The organism is Bacillus chungangensis, assembly GCF_030812995.1.
Taxonomy (GTDB): Bacteria; Bacillota; Bacilli; order Bacillales; family Bacillaceae_C; genus Bacillus_CF; species Bacillus_CF chungangensis.
This window is the reverse complement of the sequence record NZ_JAUSTT010000020.1, coordinates 1-23,518: the sequence shown is the minus strand read 5'-3', so window position 1 is coordinate 23,518 and position 23,518 is coordinate 1. Positions and strand designations below refer to the sequence as shown.

General features: G+C 37.8%; 21 protein-coding genes and 1 pseudogene. 17 read left to right on the top strand and 5 right to left on the bottom strand.

The window, feature by feature from the left end; translation table 11 throughout:
- The first annotated feature begins 1 nt into the window (after position 1).
- Complete coding sequence (locus tag J2S08_RS15405) at positions 2-1,606, top strand: MDR family MFS transporter (protein ID WP_307231036.1); 1,605 nt, start codon at positions 2-4, stop codon at positions 1,604-1,606.
- A gap of 44 nt (positions 1,607-1,650) precedes the next feature.
- On the opposite strand, the gene J2S08_RS15400 is transcribed toward J2S08_RS15405, so the two are convergent.
- Positions 1,651-2,394, bottom strand: a complete 744-nt coding sequence (locus J2S08_RS15400; RefSeq protein ID WP_307231034.1) for a class I SAM-dependent methyltransferase — start codon at positions 2,392-2,394, stop codon at positions 1,651-1,653.
- Between the two features lie 357 nt (positions 2,395-2,751).
- Between J2S08_RS15400 and J2S08_RS15395 the strand changes: the two genes are divergently transcribed.
- A complete protein-coding gene (locus tag J2S08_RS15395) occupies positions 2,752-3,918 on the top strand; it encodes a DEAD/DEAH box helicase (protein WP_307231032.1) in 1,167 nt (388 codons plus the stop codon).
- Entirely contained in the window at positions 3,897-4,274 is a 378-nt protein-coding gene (locus J2S08_RS15390; RefSeq protein ID WP_307231030.1) for a YybH family protein, read from the top strand. Before J2S08_RS15395 ends, J2S08_RS15390 begins: the two co-directional genes overlap by 22 nt.
- A 44-nt stretch (positions 4,275-4,318) precedes the next feature.
- Here the strand turns inward: J2S08_RS15390 and modB are convergent, their stop codons facing one another.
- On the bottom strand, positions 4,319-4,975 hold the full coding sequence (gene modB / locus J2S08_RS15385; RefSeq protein ID WP_307231028.1) for a molybdate ABC transporter permease subunit: 657 nt from the start codon (positions 4,973-4,975) through the stop codon (positions 4,319-4,321).
- A gap of 101 nt (positions 4,976-5,076) precedes the next feature.
- Positions 5,077-5,892, bottom strand: coding sequence for a molybdate ABC transporter substrate-binding protein (modA, locus tag J2S08_RS15380; protein ID WP_307231026.1), 816 nt, complete (start codon positions 5,890-5,892; stop codon positions 5,077-5,079).
- Between the two features lie 270 nt (positions 5,893-6,162).
- On the opposite strand from modA, the gene J2S08_RS15375 reads away from it, so the two are divergent.
- Both J2S08_RS15375 and J2S08_RS15370 read left to right on the top strand, forming a co-directional pair.
- Positions 6,163-7,089, top strand: a complete 927-nt coding sequence (locus J2S08_RS15375) for a helix-turn-helix transcriptional regulator (RefSeq protein ID WP_307231024.1) — start codon at positions 6,163-6,165, stop codon at positions 7,087-7,089.
- 159 nt (positions 7,090-7,248) lie between these two features.
- A complete protein-coding gene (locus J2S08_RS15370; protein WP_307231022.1) occupies positions 7,249-7,791 on the top strand; it encodes an AAA family ATPase in 543 nt (180 codons plus the stop codon).
- A 372-nt stretch (positions 7,792-8,163) separates the two neighbouring features.
- Here J2S08_RS15370 and J2S08_RS15365 read toward each other — a convergent pair whose 3' ends face one another.
- Positions 8,164-9,126, bottom strand: a complete 963-nt coding sequence (locus tag J2S08_RS15365; RefSeq protein ID WP_307231020.1) for an alpha/beta hydrolase — start codon at positions 9,124-9,126, stop codon at positions 8,164-8,166.
- A gap of 342 nt (positions 9,127-9,468) precedes the next feature.
- Between J2S08_RS15365 and J2S08_RS15360 the strand changes: the two genes are divergently transcribed.
- The gene (locus J2S08_RS15360) at positions 9,469-10,035 is read left to right on the top strand and encodes a C40 family peptidase (protein WP_307231018.1); all 567 of its coding nucleotides are present in this window, start codon (positions 9,469-9,471) and stop codon (positions 10,033-10,035) included.
- A gap of 389 nt (positions 10,036-10,424) precedes the next feature.
- Here J2S08_RS15360 and hflX read toward each other — a convergent pair whose 3' ends face one another.
- Positions 10,425-11,690, bottom strand: coding sequence for a GTPase HflX (hflX, locus tag J2S08_RS15355; RefSeq protein WP_307231016.1), 1,266 nt, complete (start codon positions 11,688-11,690; stop codon positions 10,425-10,427).
- 573 nt (positions 11,691-12,263) lie between these two features.
- On the opposite strand from hflX, the gene J2S08_RS15350 reads away from it, so the two are divergent.
- From J2S08_RS15350 to J2S08_RS22575, 11 genes and pseudogenes are all read left to right on the top strand, one after another.
- Positions 12,264-13,688 (top strand): anthranilate synthase component I family protein, encoded by a 1,425-nt coding sequence (locus J2S08_RS15350; RefSeq protein WP_307231014.1) that lies wholly within the window; start codon positions 12,264-12,266, stop codon positions 13,686-13,688.
- On the top strand, positions 13,672-14,259 hold the full coding sequence (locus J2S08_RS15345; protein ID WP_307231012.1) for an anthranilate synthase component II: 588 nt from the start codon (positions 13,672-13,674) through the stop codon (positions 14,257-14,259). The genes J2S08_RS15350 and J2S08_RS15345 overlap by 17 nt, the downstream gene beginning before the upstream one ends.
- Positions 14,260-14,311: 52 nt before the next feature.
- Positions 14,312-15,169, top strand: coding sequence for an aminodeoxychorismate lyase (gene pabC / locus J2S08_RS15340; protein WP_307231010.1), 858 nt, complete (start codon positions 14,312-14,314; stop codon positions 15,167-15,169).
- 502 nt (positions 15,170-15,671) lie between these two features.
- Positions 15,672-17,087 (top strand): alkaline phosphatase, encoded by a 1,416-nt coding sequence (locus tag J2S08_RS15335; RefSeq protein WP_307231008.1) that lies wholly within the window; start codon positions 15,672-15,674, stop codon positions 17,085-17,087.
- Positions 17,088-17,232: 145 nt separating this feature from the next.
- Positions 17,233-18,090 (top strand): YitT family protein, encoded by an 858-nt coding sequence (locus tag J2S08_RS15330; RefSeq protein ID WP_307231006.1) that lies wholly within the window; start codon positions 17,233-17,235, stop codon positions 18,088-18,090.
- A gap of 272 nt (positions 18,091-18,362) precedes the next feature.
- Positions 18,363-18,821: a MarR family transcriptional regulator gene (locus J2S08_RS15325; protein ID WP_307231004.1), complete on the top strand. Its 459-nt coding sequence runs from the start codon at positions 18,363-18,365 to the stop codon at positions 18,819-18,821.
- Positions 18,822-18,836: 15 nt separating this feature from the next.
- On the top strand, positions 18,837-19,997 hold the full coding sequence (locus J2S08_RS15320) for an MFS transporter (protein WP_307231002.1): 1,161 nt from the start codon (positions 18,837-18,839) through the stop codon (positions 19,995-19,997).
- Positions 19,998-20,232: 235 nt separating this feature from the next.
- Entirely contained in the window at positions 20,233-21,555 is a 1,323-nt protein-coding gene (locus J2S08_RS15315; RefSeq protein ID WP_307231000.1) for a polysaccharide biosynthesis protein, read from the top strand.
- A gap of 496 nt (positions 21,556-22,051) precedes the next feature.
- Positions 22,052-23,017 (top strand): Gfo/Idh/MocA family protein, encoded by a 966-nt coding sequence (locus J2S08_RS15310; RefSeq protein WP_307230998.1) that lies wholly within the window; start codon positions 22,052-22,054, stop codon positions 23,015-23,017.
- A gap of 219 nt (positions 23,018-23,236) precedes the next feature.
- Positions 23,237-23,446: pseudogene (gene tnpA, locus J2S08_RS15305) on the top strand (IS200/IS605 family transposase); the annotation flags it as partial.
- 9 nt (positions 23,447-23,455) lie between these two features.
- Positions 23,456-23,518: helix-turn-helix domain-containing protein (locus J2S08_RS22575; RefSeq protein WP_370875695.1), on the top strand; the 63-nt coding region annotated here is incomplete at its 3' end.

Sequence of the window (23,518 nt, the reverse complement as noted above, 5' to 3'; positions counted from 1 at the left end):
TATGCATCATTTAGATGAAAAAAAGAAATTGACGATCATGATTGCCATTATCATTGCGCTATTTTTTGCGATGATCAATCAAACGATTGTCGGAACTGCCATGCCGCGAATTATTGCGCAGCTTGGCGGGATGGAATATTATAGTTGGATTATTACTATTTATATGCTTACTGCTAGTATTGCAACGATACTGGTTGGAAAGCTATCAGATATCTACGGGCGAAAACCGTTCATCATGACTGGGCTCGCTATTTTTATGGTCGGCTCGCTTTTATCTGGGACTTCAACGACGATTATGCAATTAATTATTTTTCGTGGTCTTCAAGGTGCAGGGAGTGGGATTATTATGTCTACTGCCTTTATCGCTGTTGGTGATCTATATAGTCCACGCGAAAGAGGCAAATGGCAAGGTATTATGAGCGGTATATTCGGGTTGGCAAGCATTCTAGGCCCTGTATTGGGAGGATTTATTGTTGACCATTTTTCGTGGCGCTGGGTATTTTGGATTTTCCTGCCTTTTGGCCTCGTTGCTTTTCTTGTTATATGGAAATTATTCCCTTCTGTGAAGAAGCAAGAGAAAGTTGCCATTGATTATGCTGGCTCTACCTTTATTACACTAACCATTGTTCCGCTGCTGCTGGCATTTTCTTGGGCAGGTCAAAAATATGCATGGGCATCCTTTGAGATTATTGGTCTTTTTTCTTTTGCGGCTGTTTCGTTAGGTATTTTTTTATTTATAGAATCAATCGCAAAGAATCCAACCATTCCATTATCCCTATTCAAAAATGATATTTTTGCTATTTCCAATATAGCGAATTTCATCGTTAATGCTGGGATGATGGGGGCGGTTATTTATATCCCTTATTTTATTCAAGGTGTATTGGGGGAAACTGCTTCTCATTCAAGTTTGTTGATGATACCAATGACATTAAGCCTCGTTATCGGCAGTGCCATTACTGGCCAATGGATGACAAGGACAGGAAAATATAAGAAAATTGCTATTGCTGGTTTATTGATTGCGGTAGCAGGAATGTTCCTATTATCAAAAATGGATGTGCATACATCTTTTCGTACGATTGTGTTCAACAATATTCTACTTGGTGCAGGCCTCGGATTGACAATGCCCGTTTTTTCATTAACAGTGCAAAATGCGGTAGAACATAAATTCCTTGGCGCGGCGACGGCTGCCTCTGCTCTCTTCCGTTCACTCGGTGGAACGATTGGCATTGCTGTGATGAGTACAATCATGACGCATCGAATGAATGCGAAAATGGAAGAAAAGTTGGCAGCGATGCCGTCTTCACTAGATGGTGCTGCGATGCCGCAGCTATCGGAAGCACTGGAAAGTCCAGAGTTTATTATGGATCCAGATAAACTTTCCAGCATCATGAATTCTTTGCCACAAGAAATGCATGGGATGTTTATGCAGCTTGTTGATCTGCTAAGAGAAACGATGGGATATGCCATTTCAGGCGTCTTCTTTTTAGGATCAGCCGTTCTGTTGTTCTCTGTTGCAACTACTTTCTTTTTAAGAGAAGTAGCGCTCAGAACCAATGTGAAAACAGAATCTGAATTAGAAAAGCATCCAGCTGTTGAAAAACCATAGCTGAAAGAGACGATAGCAGGAAGTACAGCTATATCCTGCTATCGTTATTTTTTTCTCATCACCATACTAATAGCACTTACATGTAGATCTTTATTCTGAAAAGGGTGTCGTATTTTTAGCATTTGCTTACGGTCGGATACGTTCGATACGAAGTTTTTTACTTTTTTAAATAAACGATTATGTTGGATTGTGCTGTTAGAATTGAACGCAGGAATAGGAACTATTTCAACTGTCTCAATATAAAATCGATTATTTTCAAATAAGCGAATCCATTCAATAGCGGTTAACGGTTTTTCGTTTATACAATGGTGCTGTTTTTCTAGTTGATTTGGAACGAGACAAAATTCATGGATGCCATAGCGTCCACCTGTTTTTAATATTCGCCATGCTTCTTTGATTATTGCTTCTTTTTGCTTTAATGGCTGCATCGTTAGCATTGCCTCACTGTAGAACACATTGATCGTTTCATTATCAAGAGGCGCTTGATCAGCTGAACCAATGAGGCAGACTGAGTTGTTGCGAGGCAAAAACTTTTGTGCCTCTTTTGCTGCTGTTTCATTTTGCTCAATAGCAATATATTTTTTGGGGCGATACTGAAAAACGATTTTGGTTGTTGTTCCAAGTTCAGGAGAGAAAGAAGCCACTTCGTCTTCTTCATTTATATGTAAATGCTTCAGCATTTTCTTTGTTAACTCTATTCCACCAGGTCGGATTCCTTTTTGTTCATTACTTGCGGGCAGCCAGTGGCCAGGCATACGTGCCAAATGATTTTGCAATCTGGCATCCATACAAAAGCCTCCTCACATAATAATGAAAATCATTATCATTTATTTGCATTATAACATATTTCACAAAAAAAGGAAGCCTCTTTTTCTAGAGAAAGAAACGGAGAATGCCCCATTTATTGCCTCGAAATTCGATAAATATTTTGACATGAATAGTAAAGATAGGGCATTAAGAGTATAATTTCAATAATAGCTATTCAAAAAGTTCTTGAAAAAATCGACAATGCATCATTCTGGCTGTAGAATATTTACTTATGTATTTCTGTCTGATTCCTTCATGATTTTTTAAGTTGGATGAAAGAAAAGAGCTATTTACAGTCCCTGTTAAAAAGGTGAAGAATGAATTAAAGGATGAGATGAATGACAAAATGGAAACCATTTTTACAAACAAATTGGGATCAGGCAGGCTTTCAGAAACAGACTGCTATTCAGGAAAAAGCAATTCCGTTTATTTTGGAGGGGAATGATATCATTGCCCAGTCGCCTACTGGAACAGGAAAAACCCTTGCATATTTGCTTCCAATTATTCAATCAATTGATGTAGAGAAAAAGGGTGCACAGCGAGTAATATTAGCACCTTCACATGAATTGGTGATGCAAATTTTTACTGAGATTCAGAAATGGACAAAGGGAAGTGAGATTGGAAGCGCCGCTTTTATTGGAGGAGCAAATATAAAGCGGCAGTTGGAAAAATTAAAAAAGCGTCCACAAATTATTGTAGGAACACCTGGACGAATTCTAGAGCTTATCAAACTGAAGAAATTAAAAATGCATGAAGTGAAGACGATTGTTCTTGATGAGTGTGACCAGCTCCTCGTCCCAGAACACTACATGTCATTAAAGGAAATTATTAAATCAACGCTTAACGATCGTCAACTATTATTTTTCTCAGCAACAGGGTTAGAGAATGAGGAGCAAACTGCAAGAGACTTTGAAATAAAGCCGGTCTCTATCCATATTTCTGATCAGGAGCAGCCTGCAAATGTTACGCATATCTACATTGTTTGCGAGCAGAGAGAAAAGATCAAATTGCTGGAGCGATACGTGAAAGCTCAGCCTCTAAAAGGATTGGCATTTTTCAAAGATATCGGCAGTATGACGGTTGCAGCTGCCAAGCTTCAGTATGAAGGAATATCTTTAAATATGCTGCACAGTCATTTGAAAAAACAGGAACGGGCAAATTCATTAAAGAAGTTTCGCAGTGGGGAGCGAGAGCTGTTATTGGCAACGGATATTGCTGCTAGAGGTTTAGATATTGCTGAATTATCTCATGTTTTCCATGTTGATTTTCCTAAAGACATAAAGCAATATGTCCACCGATCAGGCCGGACAGGACGTATGGGGGCTGAGGGATTTGTCGTGGCGTTTGTTACGCCAAGGGAAGAACGAACGCTTAAACAATTTGCGAAAGAATTAGGCATTTCTATGAAAAAGCAAGTGTTCTATAAAGGAACATTAATGGATGAAGAAAGCAGTAAAAAGACGATTAGGAAAGGACGAAAGAAATGGGGTACCAAAAGGCATTAGAAAAGTATATTGCTGCAACAAATACACATGACTTTACGAATGTCAAAGCTTTAATAGCGCCTAATGCTGTGTATTGGTTTACAAATAAAACATGTACAAATACAACTGACATTCAAGCATTTTTTGAAGAGACTTGGGAGATGATTCAGGATGAAGTATACAAAGCATCTGATGTAAATTGGCTTGCAGTAGATGACAATGCTGCGGCTTGCACCTATACATATCATTGGGAAGGTTTTTATAAAGGAGAATTTAAAAAAGGAAGTGGCCGTGCGACAAATGTATTTAAAAGAATCGAGGGTGAATGGAAGCTTGTTCATGAACATTTGAGTGCAATGCCCGCAAATGTTAAATAGGTATTTCCGCACAAAAGAATGCTTTAGCATTCTTTTGTGCTCGCTTATTCTTTTAACAAAGATACAACATAAAGCATTGCAAAAGAGATCAAGATAATAGAAAATACCCACAGCCAAGCAAGCTTCATATTGCCGGTTTCCATTGCCATATAAATAGCAGTTGGAAGTGTTTGTGTTTTGTTTGGAATATTTCCAGCAAACATGAGGGTGGCGCCAAATTCTCCCAAAGCTCGTGCAAAGCTTAAAATACATCCAGACAACAAAGGTTTAACTGCCAAAGGAATTGTAACATAAAAAAGAACTTGTCTTTCGTTGGCGCCATCTTGGCGTGCTGCATCTTGAATATCTGCATCAACTCCAAGGAAGCCGGTTTTTACCGATTGATACATAAGTGGAAAGGATACAACTGTGGAGGCGATAAGCGCCGCCCACCATGTAAACATCAACGACTGGCCGAAGAACCACTCCATCCACTGGCCAACAAAACTATTTCTGCCAAAAATAATGATTAACAAAAACCCAACGACAGTAGGCGGCAAAACAAGCGGTAATATAAAAATTGTTTCTATTATTGGTTTGCCAGGAAAAGAGGAGCGAATCATCCACCCTGCTAATAATAAAGAACAGATAAACACAATGATTACCGATATGGATGCTACCTGAAGGGACAATTTAATTGGCGTCCAAAATTCATTACCCATTAAGCATCATTCCAGTACCTATAATGTATCTCCAACAATAGAATCCCTTTCAATTTTAATTGTTTCTATATGGAGAACGGGAAAACGTTTGATAAGTATACTTAGAAAGAAACAAATCCATACTGCTCAAAAATTTTCTTTGCTTCGTCACTTTTTAAGTAATGAAAAAATGCTCGCGCAGCTTCCAACTGTTTAGAATCTTTCAAGACGCCAGCAGGATAAATAATGGGTGTATGTGTCTGTTCGTCAGCTTCAGCAACGATTTTAACATTTTCCGAAATAGCTGCATCTGTTTTATAGACAATTCCTGCATCGACATTATTTGTTTCAACATATGTGAGCACTTGACGAACATCTTTCGTAAAAATCAGTTTCGGTTCCAGTTCTCCCCAAAGACCTAAAGCTTCCAACGACTCTTTTGCATATTGTCCGGCAGGAACAGATTCTGGTGTACCGACAGCGATTTTTTCTATTCGCTCGTTTGCTAGATCTTTAAATTCCATTGACTCGATTTTATTGTCATTTGGTACAATTAAAACGAGCTGATTTTTGAGGAAATTGCCTTTATTGTTTTCGTCTATCCGGCCTTCCTCCACTAAAAGATTAAATTTGTCTTCGGCAGCTGAAAAAAAGAGATCAGCTGGAGCACCATGCGATATTTGCTGTTGTAATGCACCTGAGCCTTGAAAGTTAAAAAGCAGAGCAACGTTTTCATTTTTGTTTTCATATATCGCTTTTATTTCTGTAAGGGCTTCGTTTAAGCTGGCGGCAGCTGAGATTGTTAATTCAATCTTTTCTAATGTTGGCGATGTTTGTTTGTCAACTTGTTGATCGTCATTGGATGTTGTTTTTTCATTAGCGCAAGCACTTAGAATAGAAAGCATAAAGATAAGCAGGACAACAATCGTTTTTCGCATTTTTACTCTCCTTATCATTTATTATAATTACTTATATTTGGTTATAATTAATTATAAGTAATTATAATCAATCAAATAGAAGATGTATATAGAAGAATCTCAATTTATCGAACATATTTTTGTTTATTTTACCAAATGTGAAGATTCTCGCATGATTCCCTGCAAGATATATCTAGCAAGAATATCAAGAACTTACACAAGTACATGCTAGACAATGAGCGAGGTCTACTTTTGTTAATGACGCCGCATCATAGAAAGAGGTGATTGGAAATGGCGCAAGAGCAGTCTTATACGATTGAAGAAATAGCGGCAATGCTAAGAGTTTCTAAGCTGACAGTCTATGATTTAATTAAAAAGGGAGAATTAAATAGTTATCGCGTAGGCAGACAAATGAGAATTGATGAAAGCGACCTCAAGGACTATAAGGAGAAACAAAAGACCGGCGGGAAGAAAAAGTCGGTTATCTCAGATGAGGCAGCAAGTGCTCCTGCTGGAAAAAGCTTGGTGATTAGCGGCCAAGATATCGCGCTTGATTTATTGTCCAATCGTTTACAGCAGCATCTGGGAATCCGTACATTAAGGTCATATACAGGGAGCTTAAATAGTTTAATCGATATGTATAACGGCGAATGTGATTTGGTCAGTATGCATTTATTTGATGGGGAATCAGGATCATACAATCTTCCTTATGTGAAAAGAATTTTATCAGGACATTCTTTTCTCGTCGTGCACTTATTAGCAAGGTGGGCAGGTTTTTATGTCAAAAAAGGAAATCCTAAAAAGATTCAATCATGGGAGGATTTAATGCGTGATGATGTCGTAATGGTCAATCGGGAAAAAGGATCAGGTGCAAGGGTGTTAGTAGATGAACAGCTGCTCCTTCATCATCTAGCCAAAAAGGATATTCATGGTTATGACAATGAAGAACAAACACATATTAGCGTAGCTTCTGCAGTAGCTAGGGGTACAGCTGATGTTGGAATTGGAATAGAAAAACCGTCGAGAATGGTAGATGTCTCGTTTATTCCATTAATAAAAGAAAGCTATGATCTTGTGATCCTGAAAAAAACTGGAAACGAAAAGTACCGGCAAGGTTTACTTGACATTTTACAATCTAACTCTTTTCAGAAAGAACTAGGAGGGATGGGAGATTATGATTTAACAGACATCGGAAAAATTATTTATGAAGCACATTGATGCAAATAAACGGTCTGGAAAACCTTTAAAATACATGCGGCAGCTTATGTAATAGAGTGAGATGAAGTATATAAATTAGAAGAAATATAAGAATCTATGTTATTGAACGGAGCAGGTTTGTAAAAGAAGACCATTTGAAAATAGGGGGGGGCGAATGTTATGAATAAAGGAAAGCTACCACTTGTTATTGCCATTGCTGGAGTATCTGGTGGAGGAAAAACAACAATTGCAAAACATTTAAACGAAAGATTACATAATTCTAAAACACTATTTTTTGATGACTATGATTTTGATGTTCCGAATGACATGATTGATTGGGTTGATAAGGGAGCTAATTATGACGAATGGAACTTGGCTCCGTTAATTAGAGATTTAAAAGGATTACTCTCTGAACCTTTAGATTACATTGTGCTTGATTTTCCATTTGCTTATAAACACTCTAAAACAAGTAAATTGATTGATTTAACTGTGTTTATTGATACTCCATTGGATATTGCAATGGCACGTCGAGTAATAAGAGATTTTAGAAATAGTTCTAATGAAAGTATTTTGATTGAAATGGAAAACTACATTTCACAAGGAAGACGGGGCTATCTTGAAATGCTAAAAACAATTAAACCGAATTCGGACATCATTGTGGATGGCACACTATCGGTATCTAAAATTGGCGATAAAATATACGAGGTAATTTCAAGTCGATAAGACCGATTACATAGGGTGCAACGTTATTGTTCTAACGGGGGCTTTTTTTGAGATAGCAATAATAGTTGATTCATTTCCCTAAGTCCATTGTGTTCATTTAAAACTAGATATAGTAAGAGGTTGGATAGCCTTAACTCACGCTATCCGTAAAACGATATGTGTCGTCAAGAACAAGACGTTAAAACATTTAGAACACGCAATAAGCTAACTGTTTGGTAACAGAACGAGTGCCGTATCTGCTATATGCACTGGATGCGGAGTGGTGATGGCACACCGTAATCTTGCACGTCCACCGCAGCAGAAATACACTCGTTCTCTGGCAGCAAGAATCCCACAGAAGTTAGTCTACTTGCGGCTTTAGCCGTGGGAGTGTCAAATCATGCTGCTTAGCCACGCTTCAATATCTTTGAATACTTCTTCTCGATTTTTTTCCTGAAGCAATTCATGGCGGGCCTGTTCATATAAAATGACAGAAACTTGCTGCATGCCGGCTTGTTTATATTGTTCTACTACTTTAAGAACAGCCTTTCCATTTTTCCCTACTGGATCTCGATCGCCAGCAATAAAGAGAAGCGGCAAATCTTTTGGTATTTTTGCTATTTCCTGCGGCAAATGGATGAGATGCAAACCATCGAAAAGGTCTGCAAAGAAACCTGCTGTGAAAATATTTCCACAATATTCATCCTTTATATATAAATCTACTTGTTTTTCATCTCTGCTTAGCCAATCAAACGGAGTTCGATTTGGTTTAAATTGTTTGTTAAAGCTTCCGAAAGATAACTTATCCAATAAAGGGCTTTTTGTCCGGCGTCCTCGTTTCATGCATTCTCTTCTTGCAATCGATTTTCCAAGTCTCCCTAATATCCCAGGATCGCCGCCTGTTCCACTAATAATAGCGCCATGAATATCAGTGCCATACAATTGAATATAGCGCCTAGTGATAAACGACCCCATACTATGTCCAAACAAAACAATCGGAATGTTAGGATGTGCTAGTGCAATTTTGTCAGTAAATGTTTTCATATCGCGAACAACTTGTTCAAACCCGTCTTGATCAGCGAAATAACCGATGTCATCTTCTTTAGCAGCTGTTCTTCCGTGGCCGCGATGATCATGTCCATAGACAATAAATCCTTTTTTGACTAAGAAGTAGGCAAATGCCTCGTATCTCAAAATGTGTTCTGCCATACCGTGTGAGATTTGAATAATGCCACGAATATGCTGCGATGAAGGGTCAAACCATTTGTAAGCAGCAATGAACATTCCATCCTCTGCTTGAAATGGACAATCTTTTCGTACCATTTTATCTTGTTTATGCGGCGTATTTGTCTCCACAATATCACCCCTTCTAACTGACATTATATCACGTTTGTTCTAAAAATTTTTGAGCGAATGTTTCATTTATGATCGCTTGAAAAGTCAACAGTAATTGAATGACACGAGTAAGTCTGTGGTCTGAGTGGAAAATACAGCTTCGGTTCGTTTTGCAAGGTTTGCTAATCCCGTAATCTATAAATAGTGATATAGAGATATACGAAGTGATCCTTCTATCTTTTATCAAGAGGCAAATCTGCTCATGCCATTTAAAAAAGGAAAAACTTCGTTTCTCTCAAGATACATTTTCAAATCATTCTTGAATTTTTGAGATGCCATCTAAAAGATTGCGAGGTAAAGATAATGGCAAAAGAAATATATATATTGCTTACTGATACAGGAACAATTTTTACAAGACTCATAAAATTGTATACGAGAGCGCCTTATAATCATGCTTCTATTGCCTTAGATCGGCAACTAAAAGAGGTTTACAGCTTTGGCAGGAAAAGGCCCCACAACCCTTTTATCGGCGGATTTGTACATGAAAATATGGAAGGAAAGCTTTTTGAAAAAGCGAAATGTGCGATTTACCGCTGTAAGGTAAGTGATAACGATTATGAAAAAATACATAAACATATATTAGAGATGAAAGCAAATCAAGCGCAGTATAAATATAATCTACTTGGACTCATTGCGATTATTTTAAACAAAAAAATGAAAAGAAAAAATGCTTATTTTTGTTCGCAATTTGTAGCAGCTGTTTTTGAAACAATGGGAACTCCTCTTGTCAATCGATCATCAGCAAATGTTACTCCACAGCAATTATCAGCTTCTCACGCACTTGAATTGATTTATATAGGAGAACTGAACGGATATTTAGAAAAGAAGGGACTACGTTCAATACCTATTCAACTTCAAGAGGTTGGATAAGCAAAAACGAAGGATGATCCAATTGTATAGGCTGGATCATCCTTCGTTTTTTATCCCACTTCTAACTGACGAGTCAAGACCCCCACCTCGGGAAGTAGGAGGAATCAGAAGCGCTAGGTGGGGATAACTGTAAGTCAAATATCCGATTGCTTCGGGCCGACAGGATAAGGAAAGCTTCTTGAATCAACATCGCACGAAGAAAAAGTGCTTTTCTTTTTCGAGGATGTCGGTTATAAAGGCGTTGCAACAGGACAAGGAAAGCTTCGGCAGTGATACATCGCACGAAGAAAAAGCGGTTTCCTTTTTCGAGGACGCCTGAGATCTTAGCCTTTGTTCTACTTCTCATGAGTGGGGGTTGAGAGAAAACCCCCACTCATGGAAGTTTCACTTTATTGTTCATGCAAAATAAAATGCTTATATTTTTCAGCGTCTATTGCCTTGCATTCTAACGCAAGGATTGTACCATTATGTTCATAGCTAGTAGAAAGGACATGGGCGTTTTCGTTAAAATATGAGACTACATTGCCTTGATCGTAGGGGATCAGCATTTGACAGTATTTATAGTCTGTAAAAATGTGTTTGCGAATCATTTGTATCAATTCATCGATGCCAATTTTCTGTTTCGCAGAAAGATAGACACCATTATTTTCGACGTACGGAATTTGTTTATCCGTTAAATCAGCTTTATTAAAAACGTAGATGACTGGCATATCTGTGATTCCGATGTTTTGTAATGTTTCTATTGTAATCTGCATCAATTGCTTATATTGAGGATTTGAAAAATCAACAACGTGAATGAGCAAATCTGCGTTTATCGCTTCTTCGAGCGTTGACCGGAATGCTTTTACGAGGTGATGCGGCAATTTATTCACGAAACCAACAGTATCTGTTAATAAAAATGATTTGTTATCTGGCAATGTGATGTTTCTGACCGATGTTTCTAATGTTGCAAATAACATATCTTTCTCGAAAACTTGCTTATGGGTATCGTGGTGAAATATTTCTATCAGTGTATTCATGATGGTTGATTTGCCTGCGTTTGTATAGCCAACTAAGGAGACGACAGGGAGTCCCTTTTTTTGCCGCTGCTTACGTTGTGTTTCTCGTTGAGCTGCAAGTGCTTCTAATTCCTTATTTAAAGCCGTTATTCTTTCCTCGATTTTCCGCCGATCAAGCTCTAATTTTTTTTCACCAACACCCTTGTTTTTCGTACCAACGCCGCCGCTTTGCCGGCCTAAAGATTTACGCATTCCAACTAAGCGGGGGAGCATGTAATGTAAATAAGCTGTTTCGATTTGCAGCTTCGCTTCACGCGTCTTAGCACGATCAGCAAAAATATCTAAAATTAATAAAGTGCGATCAACGATTTTGCATGATAAGTCTGCTTCAAGATTGCGAATTTGCGAAGGTGAAAGCTCATCGTTAAAAATGACCATATTTGCACCAGTTTCTAAAATGAATGCTAATAGTTCTTGTACTTTTCCTTTTCCAATATAGTGAGATGAATGGATGCGGTTTAAATGCTGCGTCAATTCACCAACCACTTCAACATCACAAGCACTTGCTAAATGACATAGCTCTTCCATTTGGTACGCAAAGTCCTCTTGGTGATGAAGGTTGATACCTACTACAATTGCTTTTTGCTTTTGTTCCATGTTTTCGACTGCCTCCGTTTCATTTTAAAATAAAAATACAGGCTAGTTGCCTGCATTTAGAGTAATGGAAGCGGATGATAAGCAGAAGGTGCAAAAATTATATGAAAGCTTGCTGAATCAATGCGAAAGCACAGCAAAAAAATGCACATTCATTCATTCCTTGTCTGCGGGTCGCAAGGAACGAGAAGATTTGCTCTCATCATCGTATGTTCTATTTTTAAAGACAGCAAAAAAGAGGCAGACTCGTCGTCGCTCCCTCTTTTTTATAGGAATATAAAGTTAGGTTCCTTAAAAATAGGCAGACCAATCCCGATTACTCTACCCACAGGCAGAGCCTTTGAGCACTATTTAATTAGCGGCACAAGCGTGAAATCGGAATTTTACTGAATACATTCGGAACCCTCCGTTCTGTAAAAGTTATGTATACATTAGCATAAGTAATGAGCTTTTACAATGAAAAACAAAAAAATAGTCAGTGTTACTTTGTCATAATTCATGTATATTGTAGATAGCTAGCGATAATGCTGCAATGATTATTGCTTCATATTTTACAGGTGAAGAGGAGTGAGTGTCATGAGTGAAAAAAAGATATATAAGAAGGAACTTCCCTTCACAAGAGAACAATTTTTTACTCAATATCAAAGATTGACGGCAAACGAGCCCTATCATGTGTTATTAGAGAGTGGCCGGAGCGGGCGCTACAGTATCGCTGGCTTGAAACCATTCGCAAGGGTCGCCGCTCGTGAAGATGGCATTGAAGTTGCGACGAAAGACAACAGCGAATATATAGATGGCAAACCGCTTCGCGCCCTAGAAAAATGGATGCAAAGATATTCAATGCCATATGATCAAAATATGTCGGGCTTTCAAGGTGGAGCAATTGGATACATTAGCTATGACTATGCTCAATATCTTGAATCGCTTCCTAATAAAGCACAGGATGATATTGAATTGCCTGTTCTCTACTTTCTCGTGTTCCATGAATGGGCAATATTCGATCATGAAAAGCAAACCTTGGAGTTATCGATTATTGATGATACTACAAAAGGACAGCAAGCTTTAGAAAAATTAGAAGCAGCAGCAAAAGATTGGAGTATCCCAGCAAAACCTGAAGATAAACAGCTGTTATCAAAGACAGATAGCAGCGAGCTGGAAGTTTCTTTATCCGAAGCTGAATATATGGAAGCAGTGGAGAAAATTCAAGCTTATATTGCTGACGGCGACACTTATCAAGTGAACTTGTCTGTAAGACAATCACAGTCTTTACACGTTCCAGCGTTGCAAATATATCAAGAGCTAAGAAAGCTTAATCCATCTCCTTATATGGGTTATATACATACACCAGCTTTTCAAGTTGTTTGCGGATCACCAGAATTATTAGTGAAAAAAGAAGGCAAAAAAGTAAGCACAAGGCCAATTGCGGGAACACGTCCACGGGGACAAAATGAGGTAGAGGATGCCGCACTTGCTAAAGATTTAATTGAAAATGAGAAAGAACGAGCAGAGCATGTGATGGTTGTAGATTTAGAACGAAATGATTTAGGGCGTGTTTGTACATATGGCAGTGTAGAAGTGAACGAATTAATGGCGATAGAAAAATATTCCCATGTTATGCATATTGTATCTAATGTTCGCGGAGAGTTAGCAGCTGACAAAAATAGCTACGATCTCATTGAAGCAATGTTTCCTGGAGGGACAATTACTGGGGCGCCGAAAATTCGCACGATGGAGATTATTGAGGAGTTAGAGCCAGTAAAAAGGGGTCTTTACACTGGTTCAATCGGATGGATTGGCTTTAATGAAGATGTACAATTGAATATCGTTATTCGAACACTTATTGCTAAAGATGGCAAAGGATATGTACAAGCCGGAGCGGGTGTTGTGATTGATTCCCATCCACGAAACGAGTACAGAGAATCGTTAAAAAAGGCCGAAGCGCTTTGGCGGGCAAAAGAAAAAGCGGAAGGGAAGGAAAATATCTATGATTCTGCTCATTGATAACTATGATTCTTTTACATACAATGTCGTCCATTATTTCGGCGAGTTAGGAGTGGAGATCGTTGTAAGGCGAAACGATGAACTGACATTAGAGGAGATTGGTCAGCTTGCTCCTTCCCATTTGGTTATTTCTCCAGGTCCATCGACGCCAAAGAAAGCAGGCATTTCTTTAAATGTGATCCGTCATTTTTCTGGAGAGATCCCTATTTTGGGTATTTGTCTTGGCCATCAGGCAATTGCCGAAGCTTTTGGCGGCGAGGTTATTCGTGCACCTAAGCTGATGCATGGAAAAACATCTGTTATATATCATCATGCAAACGGCATATTTCAAGATGTAGAGCGCTCATTTACAGCTGCACGTTATCATTCTCTCATTGTAAAGCGAGAGACGCTGCCTGACTGTCTTGAAATAACTGCTTGGACAGAGGAGGGTGAGATCATGGGGATTCGCCACCGGGAGCTGGCGGTTGAAGGGGTTCAGTTTCACCCAGAATCAATTTTGACTACACATGGAAAACAGCTGCTTAAAAACTTTCTTGCTTATAGCAGTGATGCAAAACAGACAACCTAACTTCAAAAACAGTCCTATTAACATCATTTCTTGAAAGGAAGTGAAGCAAGCTGTGTATATTTATTTGAATGGAGAGATAGTGAAGCAAGAGGAAGCAACTATCTCTGCTTATGACCATGGCTATTTATACGGGCTTGGGCTCTTTGAAACGATGCGTACGTATCATCGTCATCCATTTTTGTTAGATGATCATTTAGATCGCATTCAATCAAGCTTACATCATGTCAATATCATGTATACATTTAGACGGGATGAAGTATTGGCAATCATTGATAACCTGTGCAAAGTGAATCAGTTGGAAGACAGTTATATACGTTTTAATATATCAGCAGGTGTCGGCGATATTGGTCTACAAACAGAACCTTATCAAGAGCCGACGATCATTGTTTTTCAAAAAGCGCTGCCAACACATCGCTTTGTAGCAAAAGAAGCAGTGTTCTTAAAGCAGCGCCGCAATTCACCTGAAACAACGATGCGGTTAAAGTCCCATCACTATTTAAATAATATTGCTGCGAAACGGGAAATAGGTTCTGATCCTAAGAAGGAAGGCATTTTTCTTACAGAGGAAGGGTATTTAGCAGAGGGAATTGTGTCTAATTTGTTTTGGATTAAAAATGGCATACTATATACACCAGCAGTCGAAACTGGGATTTTAAATGGGATCACGAGACAATTTATTTTGCGATTGGCAAGCATATATCAGCTTTCGATTGAAGAAGGATTTTATGAGCCTGATGTGCTAAAAGATGCAAAGGAAGTATTTTTCACAAATTCCATTCAAGAAATCATTCCTGTTTCACGAATCTCTGGGCAGGAGTATCCGGGCTGTGAAGGGGTGTGGACAAGGAAGTTATACAGCGCTTATTGTCAATATGCAGAATCATTGTTTAATAGAGAACAATTGTCGTGAAAGAGATAAGTGAATAAAGCTGTTTCTCTAAAGGGCTGTCCTAAAAGTTATTTATATCACTTTTTAGGACAGCCCCTTCCCGCTCAATTGAGTTCAGATGACTTGATTGAGTGATGAACAGAAATAAGCAGGCTAGTTATCAACCATCTTTATATTTACAAGCCGAAACGAGCAAAAAATAAGCCCAATCTACCAGTGAGCTATCAGTTGATTTCCTTTTTATCCCACATCTAATTGGCAGTAAGCCCCCCACCTCGGGGAGTAAGAGGAATCAGAAGCGCTAGGTGGGGAATAACTGAAAGTCAAATGTTCGATTGGTTTGGGCATCAGCACGAAGAAAAAGCGGTTTCCTTTTTGAGGACGTTTACGATCTTAGCCTTTGACCACTGATAGAAGCTTCACTTTATCTTCTTTACAATCTCTTAACAAGATATTTATGAGAAATTTAAGTCGTTTTTTTAAACTGAATGTGGAGAAAATAAAATGTGGAGGGATAAATGTGATGAAGAAAAAGGTAGCAAAGAAAATACTGGCCTTAGCAATGATGACATCTGTATTGACAGCAATCGTATTTGGAGGAGCTTACACATCACCAGTAAAAGCGGAGTTGGAAGAAAAGAAAGAGATTAAAAATATCATTTTTCTCATTGGGGATGGCATGGGTGTCTCCTATATGACTGCACTTCGTTATATGAAGAATGATCCTGAGACAAAAGAAATGGAACTTACCGAGTTCGATCATTACTTAGTAGGCCAACAGACTACATATCCAGATGATGGGCGTGAAAATATTACGGATTCTGCCTCGGCGGCAACAGCGATGTCTAGTGGTGTGAAAACATATAACAATGCAATTGCAGTAGATCATGATAAAAATAAAGTTCAAACTGTTTTAGAACAAGCGAAAGAAAATGGCAAAGCAACAGGTCTGGTAGCGACATCGGAAATTACCCATGCGACTCCAGCAGCGTATGGCGCTCATAATGAGAGCCGTAAAAACATGGATGAAATCGCTGACGATTACTATGATGAACTTGTTAATGGGAAGCATAAAATTGACGTTATGCTTGGCGGCGGCAAAAAGAATTTTGTGCGCAGCGATCGTAATTTGGCGGAAGCGTTTCAGCAAGATGGTTTTAGCTATGTCACAAATCGAGATGAACTTTTAAACGATAAAAATAATCAAATTCTCGGTCTCTTTGCCGAAGGTGGCTTGCCTAAAATGCTGGATCGTACAAATGAAACGCCTTCTTTAACGGAAATGACGACAGCGGCGCTTGAGCGTTTAAGCAAGAATGAAAATGGTTTCTTTTTGATGGTGGAGGGAAGCCAAATCGACTGGGCCGGCCATGATAATGATATCGTTGGCGCAATGAGTGAAATGGAAGATTTTGAGCAAGCATTCAAAGCAGCGATTGACTATGCGAAGAATGATCCACATACGCTAGTCATTGCAACAGCAGACCACTCAACTGGAGGGTTGTCATTAGGTGCTAATGATGAAGATGGAAATGGCATTTATAACTGGAATCCATCTGTCATTAAAGCCGCAAAACGAACCCCAGCATTTATGACAGAAGAAATTGCCAGTGGTGAAGATGTAGAAGAAACGCTAACTATGTATATTGATCTAGAACTGACTGTGGAAGAAATAGAATCAGTACAAAAAGCAGCAGATGAGTATCACATAGCATCGAATAAAGAAGATCGTCACTACTATTTGGCGAAAATAAACAATACAATAAAGCGGATCTTTGATGCTCGTTCTCATACTGGTTGGACAACAAACGGCCATACTGCAGAAGAAGTAAATGTCTATGCATATGGTCCGGGAAAAGAATTGTTTGCGGGTCTGATCGATAACACGAAAAGTGCAGAAATTATTTTTGCCATCTTAGAAGAGACGAAAAAGAGCTAAACTCTTCCTTTTTCACTGATTGTCGGGTGAGTTTGCTCTCGGTTAGAAATGGGAAAAAAATGCTGCGGTTTGTATCCGCGGCTATTTTTTTGTTGTATAATCAAAACATCTGATGACAGTATGAAAAAGAGACAAGGATGAGAATATGAAAAAGACTGTGAGAGATATTTTCCTCATTATAATCGGTTCCTTTATATTTGCAATTGGCATTCATTATTTTGCGATTCCAAACCGTTTATCAGAGGGTGGCATTATAGGATTAACTGTTATAGCTTATTACTTGTTTGGTTGGTCTCCTGGGATTGTAAACTTTGTTTTAAATGGCGTTTTGTTAATCATTGGTTTTAAATTTTTTAATAAGCGAACCATCGTATATACAATCGTTTCGATCATCGCTTCTTCCTTTTTTTTATTAATGACAGAAAATATTGGCATGGATCTTAGCAGCGATACGTTATTAGCAGCGCTGTTCGCGGGACTATTTGTTGGTATCGGGATCGGCCTCATTTTTCGTGCAGGCGGCACGTCAGGAGGATCGGCAATATTAGCGCGATTAGCTCATCAATATTTAGGCTGGAGCATCGGAAAAGGCATGCTTATCATTGATATTGTCGTTGTAGTCGGTTCTGTTTTTATCATTGGGCAAGAAAAAGCGATGTACACGTTAATTGCTGTTTATGTTGGAGCAAAAACGATTGATTTTATGGTAGAAGGTATTGATGAAAAAGTAGCGGTATTAATTATGTCAAATGCACCGGATGAAGTACTTAAAATGATTACCACCCATATGTCGCGTGGATTGACGGTGCTGGAAGGACGAGGAGGCTATACTGGAAGTAATAAAGAAGTCTTGTATCTCGTCATCAATAAACAAGAAATCGTCCAGCTAAAGCATATTATTCATGAAATTGATGAAAAAGCCTATGTGACGATTCATAGTGTTCATGAGTTAATTGGCAAAGGCTATAAGGCTAGTAAAACGAAGATCATGAAAGAAGGATGACTAAAAGGACATATAACAGCGTCTTTTGGCCGCTGTTCTTTCCGATTTGCTTCAAAATGACATTCCATCTTTTCTAAGCTTGTCATTCTGAAATTTTTTGTTTTAAAGAAGAAAAAGATTATTTTTCAAACATGGATAAATAGTCTTTTTTCTTCTTCTGTTTAAATAAATTTGTTGCTTATCAAACCATTTTATTGACAAATAAAATGGTTTTTTGTATTATTTAAATCAAATAAATTGTTAACCGGTTAACAAAAAGAGGAGGAGTTTGCATGGCGAGTTATGAACAAGTGATACATTCACTGCAACATCTAATTACTAAAAGGGAAGCAGCGCATAAAAAGAGAGTGACAGATAAACGTTTTGATGAGGAAGGCAATGTTATTGCCCAAGAATGGACTCTAACACAACTTCATATTGTCGCTGTTATGAAGGCTGAAAAAATGGCTAATAATAGAATGTTGGCAGAGAAACTAGATTTAACAAGAGCAGCTATTACGAAAGCAACAAAAAAATTATTGAAGCAAGAAATCATGATTGAAAAAGAATTAAAAGATAATAAAAAAGAAATTTATTACACATTAACTGAATCAGGGGAAAGACTTGCTTTGCTGCACGAGCAGCTTCATGAAAAAGCAAAACAAAAGTATATTGACATTTTACAAGAGTTTAGCGATGAGGAACTTGCAGTTATTAATCGTTTTTTAAAAAGCATAGCGAATAACCTATAGAAAGGATAATGCACAATGACAGCAGATGTTAATAACAAACAATTGCTTTTCTATCTATTATGCATCAGTACTTTCTTTGCATCTTTAAATCAAAATATATATACACCAATTATACCTTTAATTAGGAATTCGTTTGGCGTTTCCTTAAATGTAGTACATTTTTCTGTAGGGATTTTTATCTTTATTACGGCGATCTTACAAGTCGTATTAGGGTTTATAATCGATTTCAAAAATCAAAAAAACATTGTCATTTTTGGCTTGTTTTTAACTAGTGTATCAACGATTACGGCAGCATTCACATCAAGTTTTTCTTTGTTTTTAGTTTGTCGTATTTGTCAGGCGATCGGCACTGCAGCACTGCCATTAATAGCCGTCCACAGCATTGCGGCATTATTCGAAGGTACAGAAAGAGGAAATGCGATGGGCACATATCAAATTATTTTGTCCATTGCACCTGCATTAGCGCCTTTATTAGGTGGATTTTTGGGAGATTGGTATGGTTATAGAGGTATCTTTATTTTCCTATTTGTTATGTCAATCATATTGTTGCTTTTATCTTTTACATTATTGCCTCCAGACAAACGTAATGTAAAAAATAAATTTGAGTTCCATGATATTGTAGTAAAATATCGCGATATATTTTCAAATCAGACTGGATTGATGGTTCTCGTTCTCGGTTTCGCGATATTTTTTACGTACTTTGGCATCTTGGTTTATTTGCCTACTCTCTTAACGGACGTTTATCATGTGTCGCTGCGAGCAGTTGGCATGCTCTATTTGCCTTTAACGATCAGTATGATAGTAGGCAGCTTTTTGTTTAAATATTTACAAACTAAATTTCACTTAAATAGATTATTTATCACGATTAATTTGCTGATGACATTAACAGTGTTTTTCTTTGCATTAGTAAATGATAAAACAATTGTCGGTTTAATAGCGGTGTTATTTGTATATGGATTAACGGTTGGATTTGTACCTCCTTTATATGCAACAGTGCTAAGTAACAATTTTATAGAAAATAGAGGAGCTGCATTAGGTCTTTTCAATTTCGTTCGTTACGTTGGAATGGCAATGGGATCTATGATTTCTGGACTGAGCAGCATGAATGTAATATTTGCGATTATTGGTTTAGTGCTTTTTATTATTTCATGTTTCAGCATAAAGAAATCTTTTTGATTAAATCATTATCTTGAATGATGCTATTTACAAGATCATGATTCGTACATCCAGAACAAGAAAGATAGATAAGCATGCAAGAATAAAAATTTCCCCCAGTTTTTTAAAATATTTTATAAGCTTGTCTCATATTAATAGGAAAAGGCTACGATTGAAAATGTTCCTTGCAGCGTCATTCATACGAATAATGGATGCGCTATATCGATTTTGGAACATGCGCTTAAAGGGGGACTAGATGAATACATTTTTCAAAGGAACATTATTCTTAGTGATTGCTGCTTTCCTTGGTGAATGTCTCGAATTCTTTATAAATATGATATTAGCTAGAGAGCTTGGAGAAGGTGGAATGGGGCTTTATATGGCGATTTTGCCGCTTGTTTTTTTAATAGTAGTGCTGGCAAGTCTTGAGCTCCCCATCTCCATATCAAAATTTATTGCCGAAAATGATCGCAGCTACCATCGCAGCTTGCTTTATCATGCGATGAAACTAGCTATTTTTTCAATGGGGCTGCTGATGGTTGTTACCGTATTAACGATTCCATTTGTTCCGATCTTTCATCGCTATCACCCATTTATTCGCTGGCTTGTCGTGATTTTAATTCCAATCATTTCACTTTCTTCGATTGCGAGAGGCTATTTTATGGGTCTTCAACAAATGGGGAAAATAGCGATATCTAATTTTCTTCGCAGAGTCATCCAACTTCTCCTGCTTGTTTTTCTTTTTCAATTGTTTTCATTTCGAACGGAGTCAGCATTGTTGATTGCATTAGTGACATTAGTAGGCAGTGAGGTCGTTGTTTTTGTTTATTTATTTCGGGCTTTTATCACGCCATTTTATTCTTTGCGCCGCCAGCCGCAACAGATAATGAGTGGAAGGAATGTTCGGAAGCACCTTTTAGCTGTTTCCCTTCCTGCTACTGGGCTGCGAATCTTCCATGCAGTCACGAATGCGATCCAACCATTTCTTATTATCGGAGTTTTAGTAATCAGTGGTTTATCTGAAACGATTGCGACAGAACAATTTGGTGTTCTTGCCGGTGTTGCATTATCAATTGGCTTTTTTCCGGTTTTTATTGCCCATTCGTTTTTAACTGTTCTTATTCCTACTGTTTCGAAAGCATATGCAGATAAAGACTTCCCGCAGTTGAAAAAGTTGTTGCAGCAGGTGACAATAATGACGTTTCTGTACGGTATACCTGCTGTCGTATTGTTTTCATTTTTTGCCGAGCCGCTTACCCAATTGTTTTTCACATCTACTTCCGCTGCAGTCTACTTGAAATTGCTTTGGCCTTTTTTCTTGTTTCACTTCTTTGTTATACCATTGCAGGCTTTTTTAATTGGATTTGGATTAATCAAAGATGCACTTTATCACGCATTGTGGGCAACAACAGCTGGTTATTTGCTCATATATTTATTTGGTTCTCATCCACACTTTCAAATGCACGGGGTCATTATCGGCATGAACATGGAAGCTGTACTCCTAACATTGATGCATTACGTAACTGTTTGTCGAAAAACAGGTGTTTCACTTACATTGAGAAAGACAAGTTATACATGATAGTAACCTTATAACTTCTGGAGGGGTTTCTTCAGGAATTAACATGGCATTATATCTTGTTGAGCAAATGATGGGGAAATCAGTAGCGGAACGAACAGCTAAAACGATAGAATTTGTTCAATAAATTATTCTATTAACTATCTGCTTTTCTTTCATATTAATCTACTACAATCGGACGTAAATACTGAAAAAACACATATTTTTAAAATTACTTGATTGTTGTTTGTTTTGAGAAAATGGATACTAAAAAGAAGAAAATGAAATAACATTATTGTATGTAAACAATCAGTTAAATTAACATTGTTGTAGATTCTATAGATAAAAGAGTCATTCAGATTTAACTGGATTTCCGAAAAGAATTCTCCCACTTCAATCAGACCGCAAGGCCGATAAGTGGTGAGCACAGTAGCGCCAATCTTTTTGATGTGTTCATGCTTATGATAAAATAAATAACGTAATAAAGTAGGTTTTATTAACAGAAGAAGTAGGTGTTTGGATGAAAGAGAAACAACAATTACAGGTTGGCATTATTGGACTCGGTGCAGTAGGAGAAAGGCTGTTAAGGAAATTTCATGAACATCGCCAAACGAACGTGAAGGCGATCTGTGATACGAATAAAGAACTTTTATTGGAGTTTAGTAAACAACTAGATCAGGCAGCGACATACACAGATTATAAAGAGATGCTTGCTGATCCAGCAATTGATCTTGTATATATTGCTGTTCCCCCTACTTATCATCATGCCATGGCGGTCGATGTCTTAGCAGCAGGAAAGCATATCTTATGTGAAAAGCCGCTTGCCAATTCGTATAAGGAAGCGAAGGAAATGTGGGAGCTTGCTGATCAAGCAAATGTTGTACATGCTATTCATTTTCCTTTGCCATATAGCAATGAAGTAAATACGTTCATCGAAAAAATCAAATCAGGCCAGATTGGGAAAATAAAAAGAGTGGAATTATCGATGCACTTTAGCAAATGGCCGAGAGAATGGCAGCAAAACCCTTGGATTGGCACGAGAGAACAAGGGGGATTTATTCGTGAGATAACTCCCCATTACTTGCAGCTTATTTTAGAATTGTGCGGCGACATCGAAAGCGTTGCATCGTTTGTAGATTATCCTAGCAATTTGGAAGCTTGTGAGACAGGTGTTATTGCGAGATTACAAGCAAAAGATGGAACGGTTATTTTAATCGACGGATTAAGCGGCATTGGCCAGAAAGATGATATTGCTTTTACATTTTACGGTGAGAAAAGGGTTCTTACCCTTAGAAATTGGCGGCAATTAGAAGAACAGACATTGGACAAGCCAAGCCAGCTACTTGAAGTAGAAAGCAACGATCATCATCATTTGCTCGTGACGAGCATTGTCGAAGCAATAGAAGGAAAATCAGCGAAAATAATCTCTTTTAAAGAAGGATTTGCCGTACAAAAGGTGTTGGAAAAGCTGCTTAAAAACGGATAAAAATGAAAACAGGTGGAGAAAAAAATCGATTTTTTTTCTCTACCTGTTTTTTGTTCTGCCAGTAGATTTAACTGGATTTTTGAAAAGAATTCTCCCACTTCTAAATGTGAAGGGCATAGCCCAATGAAAGTGGAAGATGAATTTTCGGTTGGCGTAAGCCAAAAGATTGTTCTATGATTAGTCTATACAATATGGTTTGATAGAATTATAAAAAACCGCATGTTTAAGGCACATCCGAATAGTGAGTTATCAAAGTTTCTAAATGTGTATAAGCGTGCAAGTTCTCTTCTAATAAAACGTGACTTTCCCATTGTTCGCAAAAAAATTTGGAAAGAAATGTTTTGGTCAAGAAGTTTCTGCTTGTTTACTACAGGCGGTACTTCTGTAGAAAAAATCAAGCAGTACATTGAAAAACAAGGCAGAAAGTAGGTGTAGAAAATGTTGAAAGCATATAAATATCGGATATATCCAAACGAAGAACAAAAAATATTTTTCGCAAGA